Origin of the sequence: Nonomuraea sp. B1E8 (assembly GCF_039871515.1) — a bacterium.
Classification (GTDB): domain Bacteria; phylum Actinomycetota; class Actinomycetes; order Streptosporangiales; family Streptosporangiaceae; genus Nonomuraea.
Window position 1 is genome coordinate 74,593 of the sequence record NZ_JBDPLS010000019.1, and the last position, 16,587, is coordinate 91,179.

Here is a 16,587-nt window from a genome sequence, read left to right on the forward strand (position 1 = left end):
TGACCATACTGTGGTCGGACCATACCTCAGAGGGAGAGTTGTGCGAGTCGCCCTGTTCATCACATGCGTGAACGACACGCTCTTCCCCGGCACGGGCAAGGCCGTCGTGTCGCTCCTGCGCAGGCTCGGCTGCGACGTGGACTTCCCGGCCACCCAGACCTGCTGCGGGCAGATGCACGTCAACACCGGCTACCGGGAGGAGGGCGTGCGGCTCGCGCGGCACTTCACCGAGGTCTTCGCCGGATATGACGCGGTCGTGGCGCCGTCGGGGTCGTGCGCGGCCATGGTCCGCGAGCAGTACCCGAAGCTGGCCCGGCCGGGCAGCAAGGGAGCGGCGGCGATCGCCGAGGTCGCGCCGAAGGTGTACGAGCTGTCGGAGTTCCTGGTCGACGTTCTGAAGAAAGACGATGTAGGCGCATATTTTCCGCACCGGGTGACATATCACCCGACGTGTCACTCGCTCCGCGGCCTCCGCCTGGGCGACCGGCCGGCCAGGCTGCTGCGGAACGTCCGCGGGCTCGAGCTCGTGCCGCTGCCCGGCGCGGAGGAGTGCTGCGGCTTCGGCGGCACGTTCGCCGTCAAGAACCCGGCCGTCTCCGCCGCGATGGGGGCCGACAAGACCCGCAACATCCTGGACACGGGGGCCGAGGTGATCTGCGCGGCGGACAACTCGTGCCTGATGCACATCGGCGGCACCCTGAGCCGCCAGAGGACGGGGGTCAGGACGATGCACCTGGCCGAGATTCTCGCATCGACGGAGGAGGCCCAATGAGTGCGACGTTCCTCGGCATGCCTGGAAATTTCCCGAAAAACGCCTCGCAGGCCGTACAGAACTCCCAGCTCCGCTACAACCTCCGCAAAGCCACCCACACCATCCGGGGCAAGCGCGCCGGCGTCGTCGCCGAACTGCCCGACTGGCAGGAGCTGCGCGCGGCCGGCAAGGCCATCAAGGATCACACGCTCCGCAACCTCGACCGCTACCTCGTCATGATGGAGGAGGCGGTGACCAGGGCGGGCGGCACCGTCCACTGGGCCAGGGACGCCGCCGAGGCCAACCGCATCGTCACCGGCCTGGTGCAGGCCACGGGCGAGCGCGAGGTCGTCAAGGTCAAGTCGATGGCCACCCAGGAGATCGGGCTCAACGAGGCGCTGGCCGAGCAGGGCATCGCGGCGTACGAGACCGACCTCGCCGAGCTGATCGTCCAGCTCGGCGACGACTTCCCCAGCCACATCCTGGTCCCCGCGATCCACCGCAACCGGTCGGAGATCCGGGAGATCTTCCTCGACAAGATGCCCGAGGTCCCGGAGAACCTCACCGACGACCCACCCGCGCTGACCGAGGCGGCCCGGCTTCACCTGCGCGAACGCTTCCTCAGAAGCAAGGTCGCCATCTCCGGCGCGAACTTCATGGTGGCCGAGACCGGCACCCTCGTCGTGCTGGAGTCGGAGGGCAACGGCCGCATGTGCCTGACCCTCCCCGAGACGCTCATCAGCGTGGTGGGGATCGAGAAGCTCCTCCCCTCATGGCGGGATCTCGAGGTGTTCCTCCAGCTCCTGCCGAGAAGCTCCACAGGCGAGCGGATGAATCCCTACACGAGCATGTGGACGGGCGCCGTCGAAGGCCAGGACTTCCACCTGGTCCTGCTCGACAACGGCCGCACCGACGTGCTCGCCGACGAGGTGGGCCGCCAGGCGCTGCGCTGCATCCGCTGCTCGGCCTGCCTGAACGTCTGCCCGGTCTACGAGCGCGCGGGCGGCCACGCGTACGGCTCGGTCTATCCCGGCCCGATCGGCGCGATCCTCACCCCGCAGCTCAGGGGCATGTCGTCCGAGCTCGACGCCTCGCTGCCGTTCGCCTCCAGCCTCTGCGGGGCCTGCTACGACGTCTGCCCGGTCGCCATCGACATCCCGGAGGTCCTGGTGGACCTGCGCTCCAAGGCCCCTCACGCGGCCGCCGAGCGGGCGGGCATGAAGGTCGCCGGCTGGATACTCAACGACCACGTACGGCTCGCCGGGGCCCAGCGCGCGGCCACCCGCCTGCGCGGGCTGCTGCCGAAACGGCTGCCGGGGCCGGCGTCGGCGTGGACGGACACCCGGGATCTCCCCGAGATCCCAGCCGAGTCCTTCAGGGACTGGTGGAAGCGAGGAGGGCCGGATGAGCGCGCGTGACGAGATCCTCGCCAGGATCGGCCGGGCCGTGGCGGGCGCGGAGGACGTCGAGATCCCGCGCGGCTACCGCACGACCCAGCGGGTGGACGATCTCGTGGGGCTGTTCGCCGAGCGCGTCGACGACTACCGCGCGATCGTGCACGTCATGCCCGAAGGCGAGGTGCCCGGCAGGATCGACGAGCTCGCCGGCGACCGGCGGATGATCGTCCCCGACGGCTTCGACCGCGCGGGCGGCTGGCCCGACCTCGGCACGGCCGACGGCGTGATCACCGGGTGCGCCGTGGCCATCGCGGAGACGGGCACGATCGTGCTCGACCACGGCCCCGGGCAGGGAACGAGAGCGCAGACGCTCGTCCCCGACTACCACCTGTGCGTGGTGCGGGCCGGCCAGATCGTGGCCGGCGTGCCGGAGGCCGTCGCCCGGCTCGACCCGTCGCGCCCGCTCACCTGGATCAGCGGCCCCTCGGCCACCAGCGACATCGAGCTCAACCGGGTCGAAGGCGTGCACGGCCCCAGAACGCTCGAAGTGATCATCAGTACCTGAGCACGGCCGCCACGTCGGCGACCGCGTCGGTGAACCACAGCTCCGCGTCCGTCATCGCGGTGGCCCTGACCAGCGCGGAGTCGGAGCGCTCCCGTACGGGCTCGGGCACGCCCCAGCGCCGCAGCTCGTCCGGGTCGGTGGCGAGCTGGGTGCCGCCCTCGCCGATCCAGACCGGCTTCGGCAACTCGCCGGGCGTGAGCACGGCCTGCACCCGGCCCTCGCGCAGGGCGTGCGCGACCCTCGCCATCCCGGTCGGCCCGTCCGTCTCCTGGTGACGTTCCAGCAGCTCGGCCCGCTTGCGGTCGAGCCAGCCGTCCAGCGCCCGCTCCACGTCCTCCTCGAACTGGCCGTGGTTGGAGCGGCTGCCGTGCTCGACCATCAGCACCCTGTCGGCGGTCTTGGTGCCGAGGTGCTGCAGCAGGTACGACCGCGACTTGGCCTCGCCCGCCACCAAAATCAGCTCGGGACCGATGCGGCGCGCCTGCTCGTCGATCTCCTGCGCGACGGCCACGGCGTTCTTCTCCCATGCCTCGTCCACCGCCCGCTCGTACCGCTTCTGCGACCAGCCGCCCTGGGAGGTCTTCTGCAGCGGCCACGAGGCCGCCTCCACGACGGTCCTGCGCGGCGACCCGGCGCCGAACACCGTCACCTCCGCCCCCGCGTGGTCCACGATCACCCGGATGTGCGGCACGTTCTCGCCTCGCCGCGCCAGCATGGGCGTGACGCACGGCAGCGGCGACCACAGAGCCATCAGGGGAGGCGGCTCCGCCAAGGGCTCGGCCAGCACCACGTCTTCGTGGGCGGCGAACAGCGCCCGGCCCGGCGTGGCCAGGCGTGCCTCCTCCTCCAGGGCGTCCAGGGTGGCCTTGCGGCTCTCGCCGTTCACCTCCAGCCGGTCGCGCAGGCTGCGCCACTGGGCCTTGCGCTCGGTGATGGTGAGCGCGCCCAGGTAGACGGAGGCGTACGGGCCCTTCCGCTCGTACAGCGGGCGGATGAGGTCGAGCCGCACGTCACCACCTCCGCTTTTCCACGCCGAGCCCGAGCGCCTCCGCCACCTCCGCCACATTCGTGAAGCGGCGGCGCTCCGGAAGGGAGTCCACCATGTCGGCCACCTGGTCCGGCGCGTCCACACGTGCGAGGTGCCGAGCCAGGTCCTGCTTCGACGCGGGCCAGTGCGCGTCGCTCAGCCACTTGGCCAGATCGCTGCGGACGTCGGCCCCGCGTCGCGTGATGCCCTCCGGGGTGCCGGGCTCGTGTCCTGGCGGGTACGACTGCGACTCCTCGCCGGGTGCGGGCATGGCCTCGGGCTCCTTCCACTCCTCGGCGTGCGTCGTGCCACCGCCGCGGACCATGCCCTCGGTCTCGTGCTTCTGCTCTTCGTCCAGCCGGGGACCGTGCTTGTCGCTCCCACGTTCCATGGTGCTCTCACTCCTCTCAACTGCGCCCCTACCCCTGCTTTCGTGGGCAAACATCGCGAGTGTGTACCCTGCCGAGGGTGTTCGATCCCGACGTGAGCATCGCGACGGAACGGCTGACGCTGCGTCCGTTCGGCCTCCAGGACGCCGCGCGGATCCGTGCCATCGTCACGTCGCACGCCCGGTTCCTGCCGCCGGGCGCGCCCGACAGGGCCTCCGGCGTCCCCGCCTGGCTGGCCAGGGGCGTGCACGAGCTGCGCCGCTCGGGGCAGGGCGTCCACCTGGCGATGATCGACGCCGAGGGCCTCGTCGTGGGCGCCATCAGCCTGTTCAAGACCTCCTGGAGCGCCGGCACGACCGAGGTCGGCTACGGGGTCCACCCGCTCTACCGCGGCCGCGGCTTCGCCACGGAGGCCGTACGCGCGCTGGTGGCCTGGACCTTCGAGGCCACCGCACTGCGCAGGATCGACCTGACCGCCGACATCGGCAACATCGCCTCGCTCCGCGTGGCCCAGAAAGCGGGCTTCACCTGGGAAGGCGTGCTGCGGGCCGCGGTGCTGGGCGACGACGGCCCGCACGACCTCGTCATGTTCGGCCTGCTGCGCGAGGACCGCCGCGTTCCGACCGACACCCTGCCCAGGACGGAGCTGCGCACGGAACGGCTGCTGCTCAGGCCGCCCGCCCCCGGCGACGTCCCCGACCTGGCCGTCACGGCCGCCGACCCGGTCACCCAGGCCAGGACGGGCGTGCCGCGCGGCTACACCGAAGAGCACGCGCGGGAGTTCATCGACTTCTGCGAGCGCACCCGGATCAGGGGCGCGGGCATCGCCTGGACCGCGGTGGAGCAGGAGACCGGCCGCTACGCCGCGACCGTGGACCTCAGAGACGTCGACTGGTCCCACCGGACCGCGGAGATCGGCTACATGACCGCCCCCCGGGCGCGGGGCATGGGGTACGCGGGCGAGGCCGTGCTCGCGATCGCGCGCTGGCTGTTCGAGCGGCACGGCTTCAACCGGCTCCAGTTGCGCGTGGCCGTGCCGAACACCGCCTCCCAGCGCGTGGCGGAGAAGGCCGGCTTCGTCCGCGAGGGCGTCGCCCGCGCCTCGCTCGGCGGCGACGACCTGGTGGTCTACAGCCTCATCCCGTCCGACCTGGCCTGAAGGCACACCGGACTTTCCCCTCCACCCTTTGTGAAACCACCCGGTAGCCGTCACCCTTGAGATGAGGGACGGTGAGGCGTGATGATCACGGTGGTCGGCTGGGACGGATCGGAGCTCTCCCCCAGGGCGGCGGAGAAACTGCGCGAGGCCCGGCTCGTCATAGGTCCCGACGCCATCCTGGGGCAGCTCGAGCTCTCCGCGCCGGCCGTGTCCGACGGCTCGCTGCTGGAGACCCTCGACGACCATCTCGAACACGGCGAGGGGCCCGTGGTCGTGCTCGCGGAGGGCGATCCCGGCTTCTTCGGCATCGTACGCACCCTGCGGGCCCACGGCGCCAAGCCGGCCGTGCTGCCGGCGATGTCGCTGGTCACCCGCGCCTTCGCCTGCGCCGGGCTCAACTGGGAGGACGCGCTCGTCGTCGCCCCGTCCGGCCCCGCCGAGCTCGGCCGCGTCGTCAACGCCTGCCGCGCCCACCCGAAGGTGGCGCTGCTCGTGGCCCCCGGCGTCGGTCCCGGCGAGGTCGCCAGGGAACTGGCGCCCACCACGCCGCGCGCGCTCCTGGTGTGCGAGGACCTCGGCGGGCCCGACGAGCGCGTCACCCACAGCCGCATGGGGGAGGCCACGACCCGGCCGTGGAAGGACCCCGACGTGGTGCTCGTCGTCGACCCGCTCCACCAGCCCAAGGAGCCGAGCTGGGTCGCGGGGGCGCGGCCAGGGCCGGCCGAGTGGGCGCTGCCGTTCGAGGGCGCGCTGCCCGCGCAGGCCAGGGCGTACATCCTGGCCAAGCTCGGCCCCCGCCTCGGCGACCTGGTCTGGGACGTGGGCGCGGGCGCCGGCGAGATCGCCGTCGAGTGCGCCAGGCTGGGCGCGGCCGTCGTGGCCGTCGAACGCGACGAGGACTCGTGCGCCAGGCTGCGCGCCAACGTGCTGCAACATGGCGTCAAAGTGGCTCTGACCAGGGGACAGGCGCCGCCGGCACTGGAGCCGCTGCCCGATCCCGACGCCGTCTACGTGGGCGGCGGCGGCCCCGACGTCATCGTCGCCTGCGCCGCCCGGGGCCCCCGCTCGCTCGTGTGCGTGGTCAGGAAGTTCGAGCAGGTGCCCGCCGTGCTCGGCCGCCTGCGCGAGCAGGGCTACCGCGGCGAGGGCACCCAGATCCTGGCCTCGACGCTCACCCACGACCCCGACGGATCGCACCACCTGACCGCCGCCGAGCCGGTCTTCGTCGTGCACGCGACACCCGCGCACACAACGTGACCTGTTCCCTACCGCTGTGCATCGGTTATCCTCGCGTGACTTTGTCTAGCGCACCGGAGAATCCCTCACAATGAAGCCGCCGCTCCTGCTGATCGGGCAGGGCTCACAGGATGACGCCTACGCCGCGGAGTTCGGCAGGTTCGTACACCGGCTCCGCTGCCGCCTCGACCAGACGGGCGCCGACGTCTCGGGCGGCTACCTCGAGCGCGCCACGCCCAGGCTGAGCGACTCCGTCGCCTCCCTGGTCGCCAGGGGGCACCACCGGCTCGTGGCGCTGCCGCTGAGCCTCAGCAGGGTGAGCGACGACTTCCCCGCCGCGATGGCCCGTGAGCAGCAGCGCCACCCCACGCTCATGTGCGACCACGGCCGTCCCCTCGGCCCCGACCCCCGCGTGCTCGCGCTGCTGGCCGAGCGGCTCAACGACGCCGCCACCGAGATCTCCAGGCCGCGCGCTCTCGAACTGGCGGGCGCCAGGCCGAGGCTGCGGGCCGTCGACTCGCTGCCCGCCGAGGAGCACCACGCGCACGTCGAGCCGGGTGACACCGCTGTCGTCCTGGTCGGCGAGGGCTCGACCGACGCGGCCGCCAACGCCGAGATCCACCGGGTCTCGCGGTTGTTCTGGGAGACGCACGCCTACGACTTCATGACGGTCGAGACCGCGTTCGTGTCCGTCACCCCGCCCGGGGTGCCCGGCGGGCTTGAGCGCTGCCGCCGCCTGGGGGCCAAGCGGGTGATCGTGGTGCCCTATCTGCTGTTCGCCGGCGGCCTGCTGGAGCGCGTGTGGGCGCAGGCGCTGGCGTACGGCGCGGGGCACCCCGATCTCGACATCCGCTGCGCCGAGGTGATCGGCGACTGTGAGACCCTGGCGGACGTCGTGATCGACCGATACGAGGAAGCACTCCAGCTCGTTCCGTGACCCGCCGGTCCACGGCCGTTCGACACAGGTTCGCCCCCTCCAGCTCGTCCCGCTCCCGGAGGTCCGCTCCAGCTCGTCCATTGACCCGGAGGTTGCCGTGCTCGCAGAGACGCTCGCCGCGATCCGCCCCGCCGACCGGCGGGCACTCGCCGAGGCCCGCGCCCACCAGGACCGCCTCACCAAGCCGCGCGGCTCGCTCGGCGCGCTGGAGGACGTCGCGATCCGGCTCGCCGGCGCGGCGGGCGCCTGCCCGCCGCCCATGCCCGCACCCGCGGCGCTGGCCATCTTCGCCGCCGACCACGGCGTGCACGCCCGCGGCGTCTCCCCGTGGCCGCAGGAGGTCACGGTGCAGATGGTCGCCAACTTTCTCTCCGGAGGCGCGGTCGCCAACGCCTTCGCCGCCCAGGCGGGTGTGCCGGTGACGGTGGTCGACGTCGGGGTCGCAGCCGACCTGCCCGACGCGCCCGACCTCATCAAGCGCAAGATCGCGTACGGCACCGCGGACCTGTCCCGAGGGCCCGCGATGACCGTCGACCAGGCCGTCAGGGCGCTGGAGGCCGGCATCGTCGTGGCCAGGGGCCTGGTGGCCGAGGGCGCGCGCTGCCTGATCGCCGGCGACATGGGCATCGCCAACACCACGGCCTCGGCGGCCCTCGTCTCCGTCTTCACCGGCAAGGACCCTGCCGAGGTGACCGGCAGGGGCACCGGGATCGACGACGGCACCCACGAGCGCAAGGTCGCCGTCGTCCGCGAGGCGCTGCACGTCAACGGCCTGTCGCACGAGGAGCTCCAGCCTGACGCCGGCTCGTCGCCCAGTGAGGCGCTGCGGGCCCTGGCCGCCGTCGGCGGGTTCGAGCACGCCGCCATCGCGGGCTTCATCCTGTACGGAGCGGCGGCCCGCGTGCCGGTGATCCTCGACGGTGTGATCGCGGGCGCGGGGGCCCTCGTGGCGGCCGCGCTCGACCCCGCCGCCACCGACCACTGCGTGGCCGGGCACCGCTCCGCCGAGCCCGGCCACGCCGCCACGCTCGCCCACCTCCGCCTGCGCCCCCTGATAGACCTGGACATGCGGCTCGGTGAGGGCACCGGCGCGCTGCTCGCGCATCCCATGATCTGCGCGGCCGTGCGGATGATGCACGACGTGGCCACGTTCGACGCGGCAGGGGTGACCGAGAAGCCCGTGTGACACCTGGAGGTGTGAGCTTGTCCCGCTACGGCTCCATGTACGGCCCCGACATCACGTTTCTCGGCGTCGACCGCTGCGACGTGGCCGATCCGGCGAGCTACGAAGGCGCCGACGTGGTGATCGTCGGCGCCCCGTTCGACGGGGGCACCTCCAACCGCCCCGGCGCCAGGTTCGGGCCGATGGCGCTGCGCCAGGCCTGCTATCTGCCGCACGACGGCTCCAGGCCCAGCCTGGCGCTGCGCGTCGACGCCCTGCGCGACCTGCGGGTGCTGGACGCGGGCGACGTCGAGTGTTACTCGGGCGACGTGGAGGGTTCGCTGGCCGCGATCGAGGAGGCGGTGCACCGCGTCGCCGCCTCGGGCGCCGTCCCGCTGGTGCTCGGCGGTGACCACACGGTCGCGCTGCCCGACGCCAGGGGCACCGCCAGGGCGTACGCGCCCGGCCGTACGTCGATGATCCACTTCGACGCGCACGCCGACACGGGGAACATCTCGTTCGGCCACCTGTACGGGCACGGCCAGCCGATGCGGCGCCTCATCGAGTCCGGCGCCATCAGGGGCGACAGGTTCCTGCAGCTCGGGCTGCGCGGCTACTGGCCGGAGCCGGAGACGCTGGACTGGATGGCCGCCAGGAACATGCGTTCGTACGAGATGACCGAGATCGTCGCCCGAGGGCTCGAGGAATGCCTGACGGAGTCGTTCCAGATCGCACTCGACGGCTGCGACCAGGTCTTCCTGTCCGTCGACATCGACGTGTGCGACCCGGGTCACGCGCCCGGCACCGGCACGCCCGAGCCCGGCGGGCTGACGGCCAGGCAGCTTCTCGACGCGGTCCGCAGGATCTGTTACGAGCTGCCCGTGGCGGGGATGGAGGTGGTGGAGGTGGCGCCTCCGTACGACCACGCAGACATCACCGCCTACCTCGGTAACCGGGTTATCCTTGAGGCCTTGTCAGCGATGGCCAGACGCCGCAAGGACGGTCAGGGCGGGCCGCGCTGGGATCCCCGTCAGCCGCTCCTTGACGGTCGTTAGCCCGCGCGCAGCACTTCGACGCAGAGACAGCCGGTAGGTTTTACCTCCTAACACAACCTTCGCGAATGGGAGATTCCCCCCATGGGTCCCTACCTCCTCGGCCTGCGGCTTTCCGGCCGCCGGGTCCTCGTGGTGGGCGGCGGGCGCGTCGCGCAGCGGCGGGTCCCCGCGCTGCTGGAGGCCGGCGCGGAGGTCACGGTCGTGTCGCCGGGCGTGACCCCGGCCCTCGACGACCTCATCGCCGCGGGCAGGATCACCTGGCACGCCCGGCCCTACGAAGTCGGCGACTGCGACGGCGCCTGGCTCGTGCAGGCCTGCACCGACGACAGAGCGGTCAACACGGCGGTCGCCGCCGAGGCCGAGGCCAAGCGCGTGTGGTGCGTGCGGGCCGACGACAAGGACGCCTCCGCCGCCTGGACCCCGGCGACGGGCCGCGTCGGCGAGATCAGCGTGGCCGTCACCGCGGGCGGCGATCCGCGCAGGGCCGCCGGCATCAGAGACGCCGTCGTCGGTGCGCTGCGCGACGGCACGGTCGACGCCCGGCGCAACCGCACCAAACCCGTCGGCGTCGCCCTGGTCGGCGGCGGGCCCGGCGACCCCGGCCTGATCACCGTGCGCGGCCGCCAGCTGCTCGCGCAGGCCGACGTGGTGGTGGCCGACCGGCTCGCGCCCCGCGCCCTGCTCGACGAGCTCGCCCCCGACGTCGAGCTGATCGACGCGGCCAAGGTCCCCTACGGCAGGGCGCTGTCCCAGGAGACGATCAGCGAGCTGCTGGTCGACCGCGCCCGGCAGGGCAAGTTCGTGGTCCGGCTCAAGGGCGGCGACCCGTTCGTGTTCGGGCGCGGCGGCGAGGAGATGATCGCCTGCGCCCACGCGGGCATCCCGGTGCTGGTGGTGCCGGGCATCACGAGCGCCGTCGCGGTCCCCGCCGCGGCCGGGGTGCCGGTCACGCATCGAGGCGTCAGCCAGGAGTTCCACGTGATCTCCGTGCACGTGGCGCCCGGCGATCCCAAGTCCACCGTCGACTGGCCCGCGATGGCCCGTTCGCAGGGCACTCTGGTGCTGCTGATGGCCGTCGAGCGGCTCGCGAAGGTCGCCGAGGCACTCGTTCGAGACGGACGTGCCCCGGAGACTCCCGTAATGGTGGTGCAGGACGGTACCCTTCCGACGCAGCGGGCGGTCACCGCTTCGCTTTCCACCGTGGCCGACCGCGTGTCCGCGGCTGGGATCCGCCCGCCGGCGATCGTCGTCGTCGGTGACGTCGTGAGGGTCGGCCAGGAGGTCGAGATGGTTCGAGCGGAGCGCTTGCCGTGAACACGGCCATGGATGACGGGCGGCGAGAGTCCCCCGGGGAGCAGACGATGAGCTTCCGCCCGGTGACTGACGATGACCTCGACGAGGTCCGGGACGACAGCGCCCCGGAGAGGGCGCGAGAGGAGCCGGAGGCGGTGGACGGACGCGCACGTGAGCCGTCGGCCTCGCAGCAGCCTGCGGTGGCCGAGAATCCTTCCATTGCGCTCGAGCCCGCCGAGGAGCCGTCAGGACGGCAGTCCCTGTTCGAGAAGCCGGCCGCCCTGCGCGCCCCTTCGGCTCCCGACGACCCCGGCGCCGCCGAACGCCCCTCCCTCTTCGTCAAGCCCGCCTCGCTCGGCGGCCAGGGCCCCCGCAAGACCCCTCATGACGGCCCTTCCGGCCGCGGCCCTGCCGCCCGCGAAGAGCAGCCCGCGGACGAGGGGTCTCCTGCCGTCGGCGGCCTGTTCACGCGTCAGCCCGCCGCCCGTCCCGGGCCCGCCACCCGTCCGGGGCCCGGCGCCGGTTCCGGTCCTCAGCCGGATTCCGGTCAGGGAGCCCGTTCCGTGCCCTCTGACCGTTCCGGAGCCGACGCCGATTCCGGGCTCGAGGCCGGTGCCAGGCCCGCAGCCGGATCCGAAGCCCCGGCGCAGGACGAGCCACCCGCGCGCCCCAGCCTCTTCGCGCGCAGGCCTGCCGTCCGGGGCACACCCCCCGCACGTGCCGCCGGTGACACGGAGACGGAGGGGCCGGGCGGCGAGGGCCCGGCCCCGTCGAAGGGCGCGGTCACCACGGAACGCGCCACCAGAGAGTCACCCACCGAGGCGGCAGCCCAAGCCCGCGATGGGGAATCTCCCGGCGTGCGGCCCGCCGACGAGCCCGCCGGGGTGCGGCCTGCTGACGAAGAACTCGCCGGTGAGCAGACCGCCGGTGCGCCGCTCTCCGGCGAGGATTCCCCTGCCGGCCGGTCGTCCGGCAAGCGTTCCCCCGGCAAGCGTTCACCCAGCGGACGGCGGCCCGGTAAGCGGACCGCCGGCGGGCGACCGTCGAATGAGCCGCGCTCCGGCGAATCGCCGGCCGACGAGCCGGAGCCTCAGGCCGGCGACTCTCCCAGGAAGGCGAAGGCGCCGGCAACGACCGACGACCCCGCGAAGCCCGGTGCCTCACTGACGGGTGACGAGCCGGGAGCGGTCGACGTGCCCGCGGAGCCCGGCGTACCGGGAACGAGTGGCGAGCCGGGAGCGGCCGGCAAGCCGGAGCCGACCGCCGAGGCGGCGGCGATCGGTGACGCGGGGTCGCGCGGCGAAGCCGAGACCGCCGGAGGCGTCGCGACCGGTGGTGGTCCCGAGACCGTAGGCGGTGTCGCGACCGGCAAAAGTGGCGAGGAGATCGTCGACGCGGTCGCCGGGTCAGGCGCGTCCGACGCTGCCGGTGACGACGAGGCGCTCAGTGGGGCCGAGCAGGCCGGTGGTCAGGAAGCGGGCGGGCAGGCGGCCGGTGAGGAGTTGCCGGCGGAGGCGGCCGAGGCGCTCACGAACGCCCTCGACACCCTCCGCGAGAGCGTCGCCGACCTGCACTTCGGGCTCGATCTGCCGGGCGTGGACGAGGCCAGGCAGGCCCAGGCCGATCTGCTGGCCCAGCTCGAGGGCTACGTGCTGCCCCGGGTCAGGACCAGCGCCGCTCCCGCGCTCATCGTGGTCGCGGGTTCGACCGGCGCCGGCAAGTCCACCCTGGTCAACACGCTCGCCGAGAAGACCGTCTCGCGCACCGGCGTACGCCGCCCGACCACCGGCACCCCCGTCCTGGCCTGCCACCCGGACGACCGCGCGTGGTTCGCGGAGGGCGAGTTGCTCGGCGGTCTCCAGCGTCTCGACGCGCCCACGCCCGACGCCGGGCCGGGCAGCCTGGTCGTCGTCTCGACCGAGAAGCTCCCTCAGGGCGTCGCGCTGCTCGACACCCCCGACATCGACTCGGTCGTGGAGGAGCACCACGACATCGCGCACCGCATGCTCGACGCCGCCGACCTGTGGATCTTCGTGACCACGGCGGCCCGCTACGCCGACGCCCCGGCCTGGAATCTGCTGCGCCTGGCCAAGGAGCGGGGCGCCCGGCTCGCCATCGTGCTGTCGCGCGTGCAGCCCCGCTCCGCCGACGTCGTGCTCAAGCACTTCGTCCGCATGCTCACCGAATACGGCATGGGCGACATCGACAGGTTCGTCATCAACGAGGCGAAGGTGGCGGACGGCAGGCTGCCCGACAGCGAGGTCACCGAGTTGCGGCTCTGGCTGGCCGAGCTCTCCGTCGACGAGGATCGCCGGGCGCAGGCCGTACGCGAGACGCTCAACGGCGTGCTGGACAGTTTCCGCACCCGCGTACCCGCGCTGGCCAAACATCTGGAGGGACAGGTCGCGTTCAGGACCGAGCTGCGCAGCGACGTGGAGGCGGCCTTCCGCGGCGCGTTGATGGAGATCGACAAGGCGTACAAGAACGGCTCGCTGCTGCACGGTGAGGTGCTGGCACGATGGCAGGACTTCGCCGGTTCCGGCGACCTCATGCGCTCCCTGCAGCTGCGCAGGCGCGGGAAGGCGGCCAAGCAGGCGCCCGAGCGCGTGCTGGCGTTCAAGGCGGCGATCCGCACGGGCCTCGAGTCAGTGATCGTCGCCGCCGCCCACCGGGCCTCCGAGGAGGTGGTGGCGCGATGGCGGCACCGCTCTGAGCTGGGCGCCAAGATCTCGGAGGGCCTCGACAGCCCTTCTGACAACCTCATCCGCCACACGGGCCGTGCCATCGCCTCCTGGCAGGATCACCTGGGCGAGCTCGTACGCACGGAGGGTGTGGCCAAGCGGTCGGTGTCGAAGCTGGTCTCGTTCGACCCCGACTCGCTCGCCCTGATCTTCATGGTCGCGATGTTCAGCGGGAGCAACGGCGAGGGCGTGCCGCACCGGCTGGTCAACGCCCTGCTCGGTGCCGAGTCCCTGCGCGGCATCGGCGCGAAGGCGCTCAGCGACCTGCGCACGAGGATCAGCATGCTGTTCGACGAGGAAGCCATGCGTTACGTGAAAGCGCTCGACTCCGCGGGCATCCCCGACGAGTCCGTCGCAACCCGCCTTTACCAGGCAACGTACAACCTCGAGGTCGCTCGATGACCACCACCACGACCACCAGGCCGGGGCTCGCTCCACGGTTGACCGCGCTCACCAAGGTGGTGGAGCTGGGCCCGGGGCGGCTGGACAAGAAGCTGCTCGACGAGGCGAGCGGGGTGCTCCTGCGGGCCGGAGACCGGCTCAAGCTGTCGTCCGAGCACACCGTCGTCGCTCTCGCGGGCGGCACGGGCAGCGGCAAGTCGTCGCTGTTCAACGCGATCTCCGGGCTTGAGCTTTCGCCCACCGGCGTACGCCGGCCGACCACCGCCCGCACCCACGCCTGCGTGTGGGGGCTGGAGGGCGCCGGGCCGCTGCTCGACTGGCTGCAGATCCAGTGGCGGCACCGCTTCTCCCGCGCCAGCGCCCTAGACAAGGGCGACAGCCAGCTGCACGGGCTCATCCTGCTCGACCTGCCCGACCACGACTCCATCAGGGCGCTCACCGACACCGAGGCCGACCGGCTCATCGGGCTGGCCGACCTCGTGGTGTGGGTGCTCGACCCGCAGAAATACGCCGACGCCTCCACGCATCGGCGCTACGTCACGGACCTGGCGGGACACGACGCGGTCACCGTGTTCGCGCTCAACCAGGCCGACCGGCTCACCACCGAGGAGCTGGCCGAGCTGGTCATCGACCTCAACGACCTGCTGCGCCGCGAAGGCGTCGACCACCCCAGCGTCGTTCCCACCTCGGCGGTCACCGGGCGGGGCGTCGAAAGCCTCAAGAGCGTCATAGCGACGGCCGTCTCCCGGCGGCGCGCCGCCATCCAGAAGCTCGAGGCCGACCTGCACCGTCTGGAGCAGCGCCTCGGCGAGGCCATGCCGCTCGGCGAGGCGCTCTCCGCGCCGTCGTCGGTCGGCGAGGCCCGCCGGATGGGGCTGACCGACGCGCTCTGCGACGCCGTGGGCGTGCCCGCGGTGGGTGAGGCCATGGAGAACGTCTACGCGGAGCGGTCCGGCCAGTGGGTCGGGTGGCCGTACCCTCGGTGGTTCGCCAAGCTGCGCCCCGATCCGCTGAAGGCCCTGCGCCTGGAGGACGTGAGCGCGGAGATCCGCGGCATCACGACCGGTTCCGTGAGCGCCCAGTCGGCCGAGGTCGCCAACGCCGTGCAGGCGCTCGCCGACGGGCTCTCCGCCGGGATGCATCCGGTGTGGCGCTCCGCGGTGCACCAGGCCGCCCGGTCGCGCTCCGGCCAGCTCCCGCAGGCGCTGACCGAGGACCTCACGGAGGTGGCGCCGCAGCTCGACCGGATACCCGGCTGGTGGCGCGCGCTCAAGGTGTGGCAGTACACCCTGGTGGCGGCGTTCGTGGCCGGGGTGGTCTGGCTGGTGGCCGGGCTGCTCGTGCCGGGACAGCTGCCTCCGCAGCTGGAGCTGCTCGGCGAGGGCGCGGCGCTCCCCTGGGTGGGGCTGATGATGGCCTCGGTGCTGGGGCTGGGGGCGCTGTCGGGCATCGCCGCCCGCAACTTCGTCGAGCTGGGCGCGTCCCGGGAGCGTGAGCGGCTGGAGCGGGAGATGAGGCGCAGGGTGGCCGCCGTGTCCGCGACGATGGTGGTGGAGCCGGTCGAGCGGGAGCTGGGCCGCCATCACTCCTTCTTCACCGCGTTGCGGGACCTGTCGGTCTGACCCTCCGTCCACAGGCTCTCCCGCCGCCCTTCCCTCTGTCCACAGAACCGCGTTCCGTACTCCGCCGCCACGCCTCCCCGCGGCACTCTGGGCCCCAGATCGCGGGCACCCGGCCCGCCACATGGGGAGGCAAAGGGATGAATGACATCTACGTCACGCTCACCGGAAACGTCGCAGCGGAGCCGAGGCAATACAGCTTCGACGAAGGCACCAAGGTCACCTCGTTGCGGGTGCTCACCTCACACCGCTACTTCGACAGGAAGACGGGCCAGTGGACAGACGGTGAGAAGGTCTGCTTCACGGTTCGCTGCTGGCGTGCCCTGGGAGACAACGTCGCAGCCTCCATCCGCGCCGGCCAGCCCGTGGTGGTGTCGGGCAAGCTGCGCATCCGCGAGTTCGGCGCGGAGGGCGACCGGCGCTTCGTGCCCGAGATCGAGGCCAGCGCGGTCGGACACGACCTGCGCTGGGGCACCGGCGTCTTCGCCAAGCCGGAGCGCGGCGGCGGGCTCGGCTCGATGAGCAAGGAGATGCGCGAGCGCCTCGACGAGGAGACCAGCGACTGGGCCATGGGCTCGCGCCCCTTCCGGCCCCTGTCCCGCCCCGAGCCCACCCCGGGAACCGACACCACCGGCGCCGTCACTCCGTCGAAGGATGACACCGCCGGAGTTCCAGCCCGGTCGAAGGGCGGCACGGTTCGCATCCTCGGGGCCGAAGCCGACCGCTCCGCTACCGGAGACGAGCGCTCTGGCGACGAGGAGCGCCAGGTGAAGCTGGAGGAACGCGCGGCTGCGTAGACCCGCACGCAGGGGGCATCGACGCCGCCCGATGCCCCCTGTCCAGCACACCCGGCA

At 72.5% G+C, this 16,587-nt stretch carries 14 protein-coding genes; 12 read left to right on the forward strand and 2 right to left on the reverse strand.

Features of this window, described 5'->3' with window-relative positions; translation table 11 throughout:
- Positions 1-40 precede the first annotated feature (40 nt).
- The 3 genes from ABGA98_RS41000 to ABGA98_RS41010 are packed head-to-tail and all read left to right on the forward strand — an operon-like array spanning position 41 to position 2,713.
- Positions 41-772, forward strand: a complete 732-nt coding sequence (locus ABGA98_RS41000) for a (Fe-S)-binding protein (protein ID WP_347623880.1) — start codon at positions 41-43, stop codon at positions 770-772.
- Positions 769-2,169 carry a lactate utilization protein B gene (locus ABGA98_RS41005; RefSeq protein WP_347623881.1) on the forward strand — a complete coding sequence of 467 codons (1,401 nt, stop codon included), beginning with the start codon at positions 769-771 and terminating at the stop codon, positions 2,167-2,169. Before ABGA98_RS41000 ends, ABGA98_RS41005 begins: the two co-directional genes overlap by 4 nt.
- Complete coding sequence (locus tag ABGA98_RS41010; protein WP_347623882.1) at positions 2,156-2,713, forward strand: LUD domain-containing protein; 558 nt, start codon at positions 2,156-2,158, stop codon at positions 2,711-2,713. The genes ABGA98_RS41005 and ABGA98_RS41010 overlap by 14 nt, the downstream gene beginning before the upstream one ends.
- Here ABGA98_RS41010 and ABGA98_RS41015 read toward each other — a convergent pair.
- Together ABGA98_RS41015 and ABGA98_RS41020 are read right to left on the reverse strand one after the other, a co-directional pair.
- Positions 2,703-3,722 (reverse strand): Vms1/Ankzf1 family peptidyl-tRNA hydrolase, encoded by a 1,020-nt coding sequence (locus ABGA98_RS41015; protein ID WP_347623883.1) that lies wholly within the window; start codon positions 3,720-3,722, stop codon positions 2,703-2,705. The two genes, ABGA98_RS41010 and ABGA98_RS41015, sit on opposite strands and share 11 nt — an antisense overlap.
- A 1-nt stretch (position 3,723) precedes the next feature.
- Positions 3,724-4,131 carry a DUF2795 domain-containing protein gene (locus tag ABGA98_RS41020; protein ID WP_347623884.1) on the reverse strand — a complete coding sequence of 136 codons (408 nt, stop codon included), beginning with the start codon at positions 4,129-4,131 and terminating at the stop codon, positions 3,724-3,726.
- A 77-nt stretch (positions 4,132-4,208) separates the two neighbouring features.
- On the opposite strand from ABGA98_RS41020, the gene ABGA98_RS41025 reads away from it, so the two are divergent.
- The 9 genes from ABGA98_RS41025 to ABGA98_RS41065 all read left to right on the forward strand — a co-directional run bounded on the left by ABGA98_RS41025 (position 4,209) and on the right by ABGA98_RS41065 (position 16,530).
- Positions 4,209-5,288 carry a GNAT family N-acetyltransferase gene (locus ABGA98_RS41025; protein WP_347623885.1) on the forward strand — a complete coding sequence of 360 codons (1,080 nt, stop codon included), beginning with the start codon at positions 4,209-4,211 and terminating at the stop codon, positions 5,286-5,288.
- Positions 5,289-5,369: 81 nt separating this feature from the next.
- Positions 5,370-6,545, forward strand: a complete 1,176-nt coding sequence (cbiE, locus tag ABGA98_RS41030) for a precorrin-6y C5,15-methyltransferase (decarboxylating) subunit CbiE (RefSeq protein WP_347623886.1) — start codon at positions 5,370-5,372, stop codon at positions 6,543-6,545.
- 70 nt (positions 6,546-6,615) lie between these two features.
- Positions 6,616-7,461 (forward strand): sirohydrochlorin chelatase, encoded by an 846-nt coding sequence (locus ABGA98_RS41035; RefSeq protein ID WP_347623887.1) that lies wholly within the window; start codon positions 6,616-6,618, stop codon positions 7,459-7,461.
- A 97-nt stretch (positions 7,462-7,558) separates the two neighbouring features.
- On the forward strand, positions 7,559-8,647 hold the full coding sequence (gene cobT / locus ABGA98_RS41040) for a nicotinate-nucleotide--dimethylbenzimidazole phosphoribosyltransferase (RefSeq protein ID WP_347623888.1): 1,089 nt from the start codon (positions 7,559-7,561) through the stop codon (positions 8,645-8,647).
- A 17-nt stretch (positions 8,648-8,664) separates the two neighbouring features.
- On the forward strand, positions 8,665-9,678 hold the full coding sequence (gene speB / locus ABGA98_RS41045; protein WP_347623889.1) for an agmatinase: 1,014 nt from the start codon (positions 8,665-8,667) through the stop codon (positions 9,676-9,678).
- Positions 9,679-9,759: 81 nt separating this feature from the next.
- On the forward strand, positions 9,760-10,992 hold the full coding sequence (gene cobA / locus ABGA98_RS41050) for a uroporphyrinogen-III C-methyltransferase (protein ID WP_347623890.1): 1,233 nt from the start codon (positions 9,760-9,762) through the stop codon (positions 10,990-10,992).
- A gap of 62 nt (positions 10,993-11,054) precedes the next feature.
- The gene (locus ABGA98_RS41055) at positions 11,055-14,114 is read left to right on the forward strand and encodes a hypothetical protein (RefSeq protein WP_347623891.1); all 3,060 of its coding nucleotides are present in this window, start codon (positions 11,055-11,057) and stop codon (positions 14,112-14,114) included.
- Positions 14,111-15,736, forward strand: a complete 1,626-nt coding sequence (locus ABGA98_RS41060) for a GTP-binding protein (RefSeq protein ID WP_347623892.1) — start codon at positions 14,111-14,113, stop codon at positions 15,734-15,736. The genes ABGA98_RS41055 and ABGA98_RS41060 overlap by 4 nt, the downstream gene beginning before the upstream one ends.
- Before the next feature lie 137 nt (positions 15,737-15,873).
- Positions 15,874-16,530 (forward strand): single-stranded DNA-binding protein, encoded by a 657-nt coding sequence (locus tag ABGA98_RS41065; protein WP_347623893.1) that lies wholly within the window; start codon positions 15,874-15,876, stop codon positions 16,528-16,530.
- The last annotated feature ends 57 nt before the right edge of the window (positions 16,531-16,587 follow it).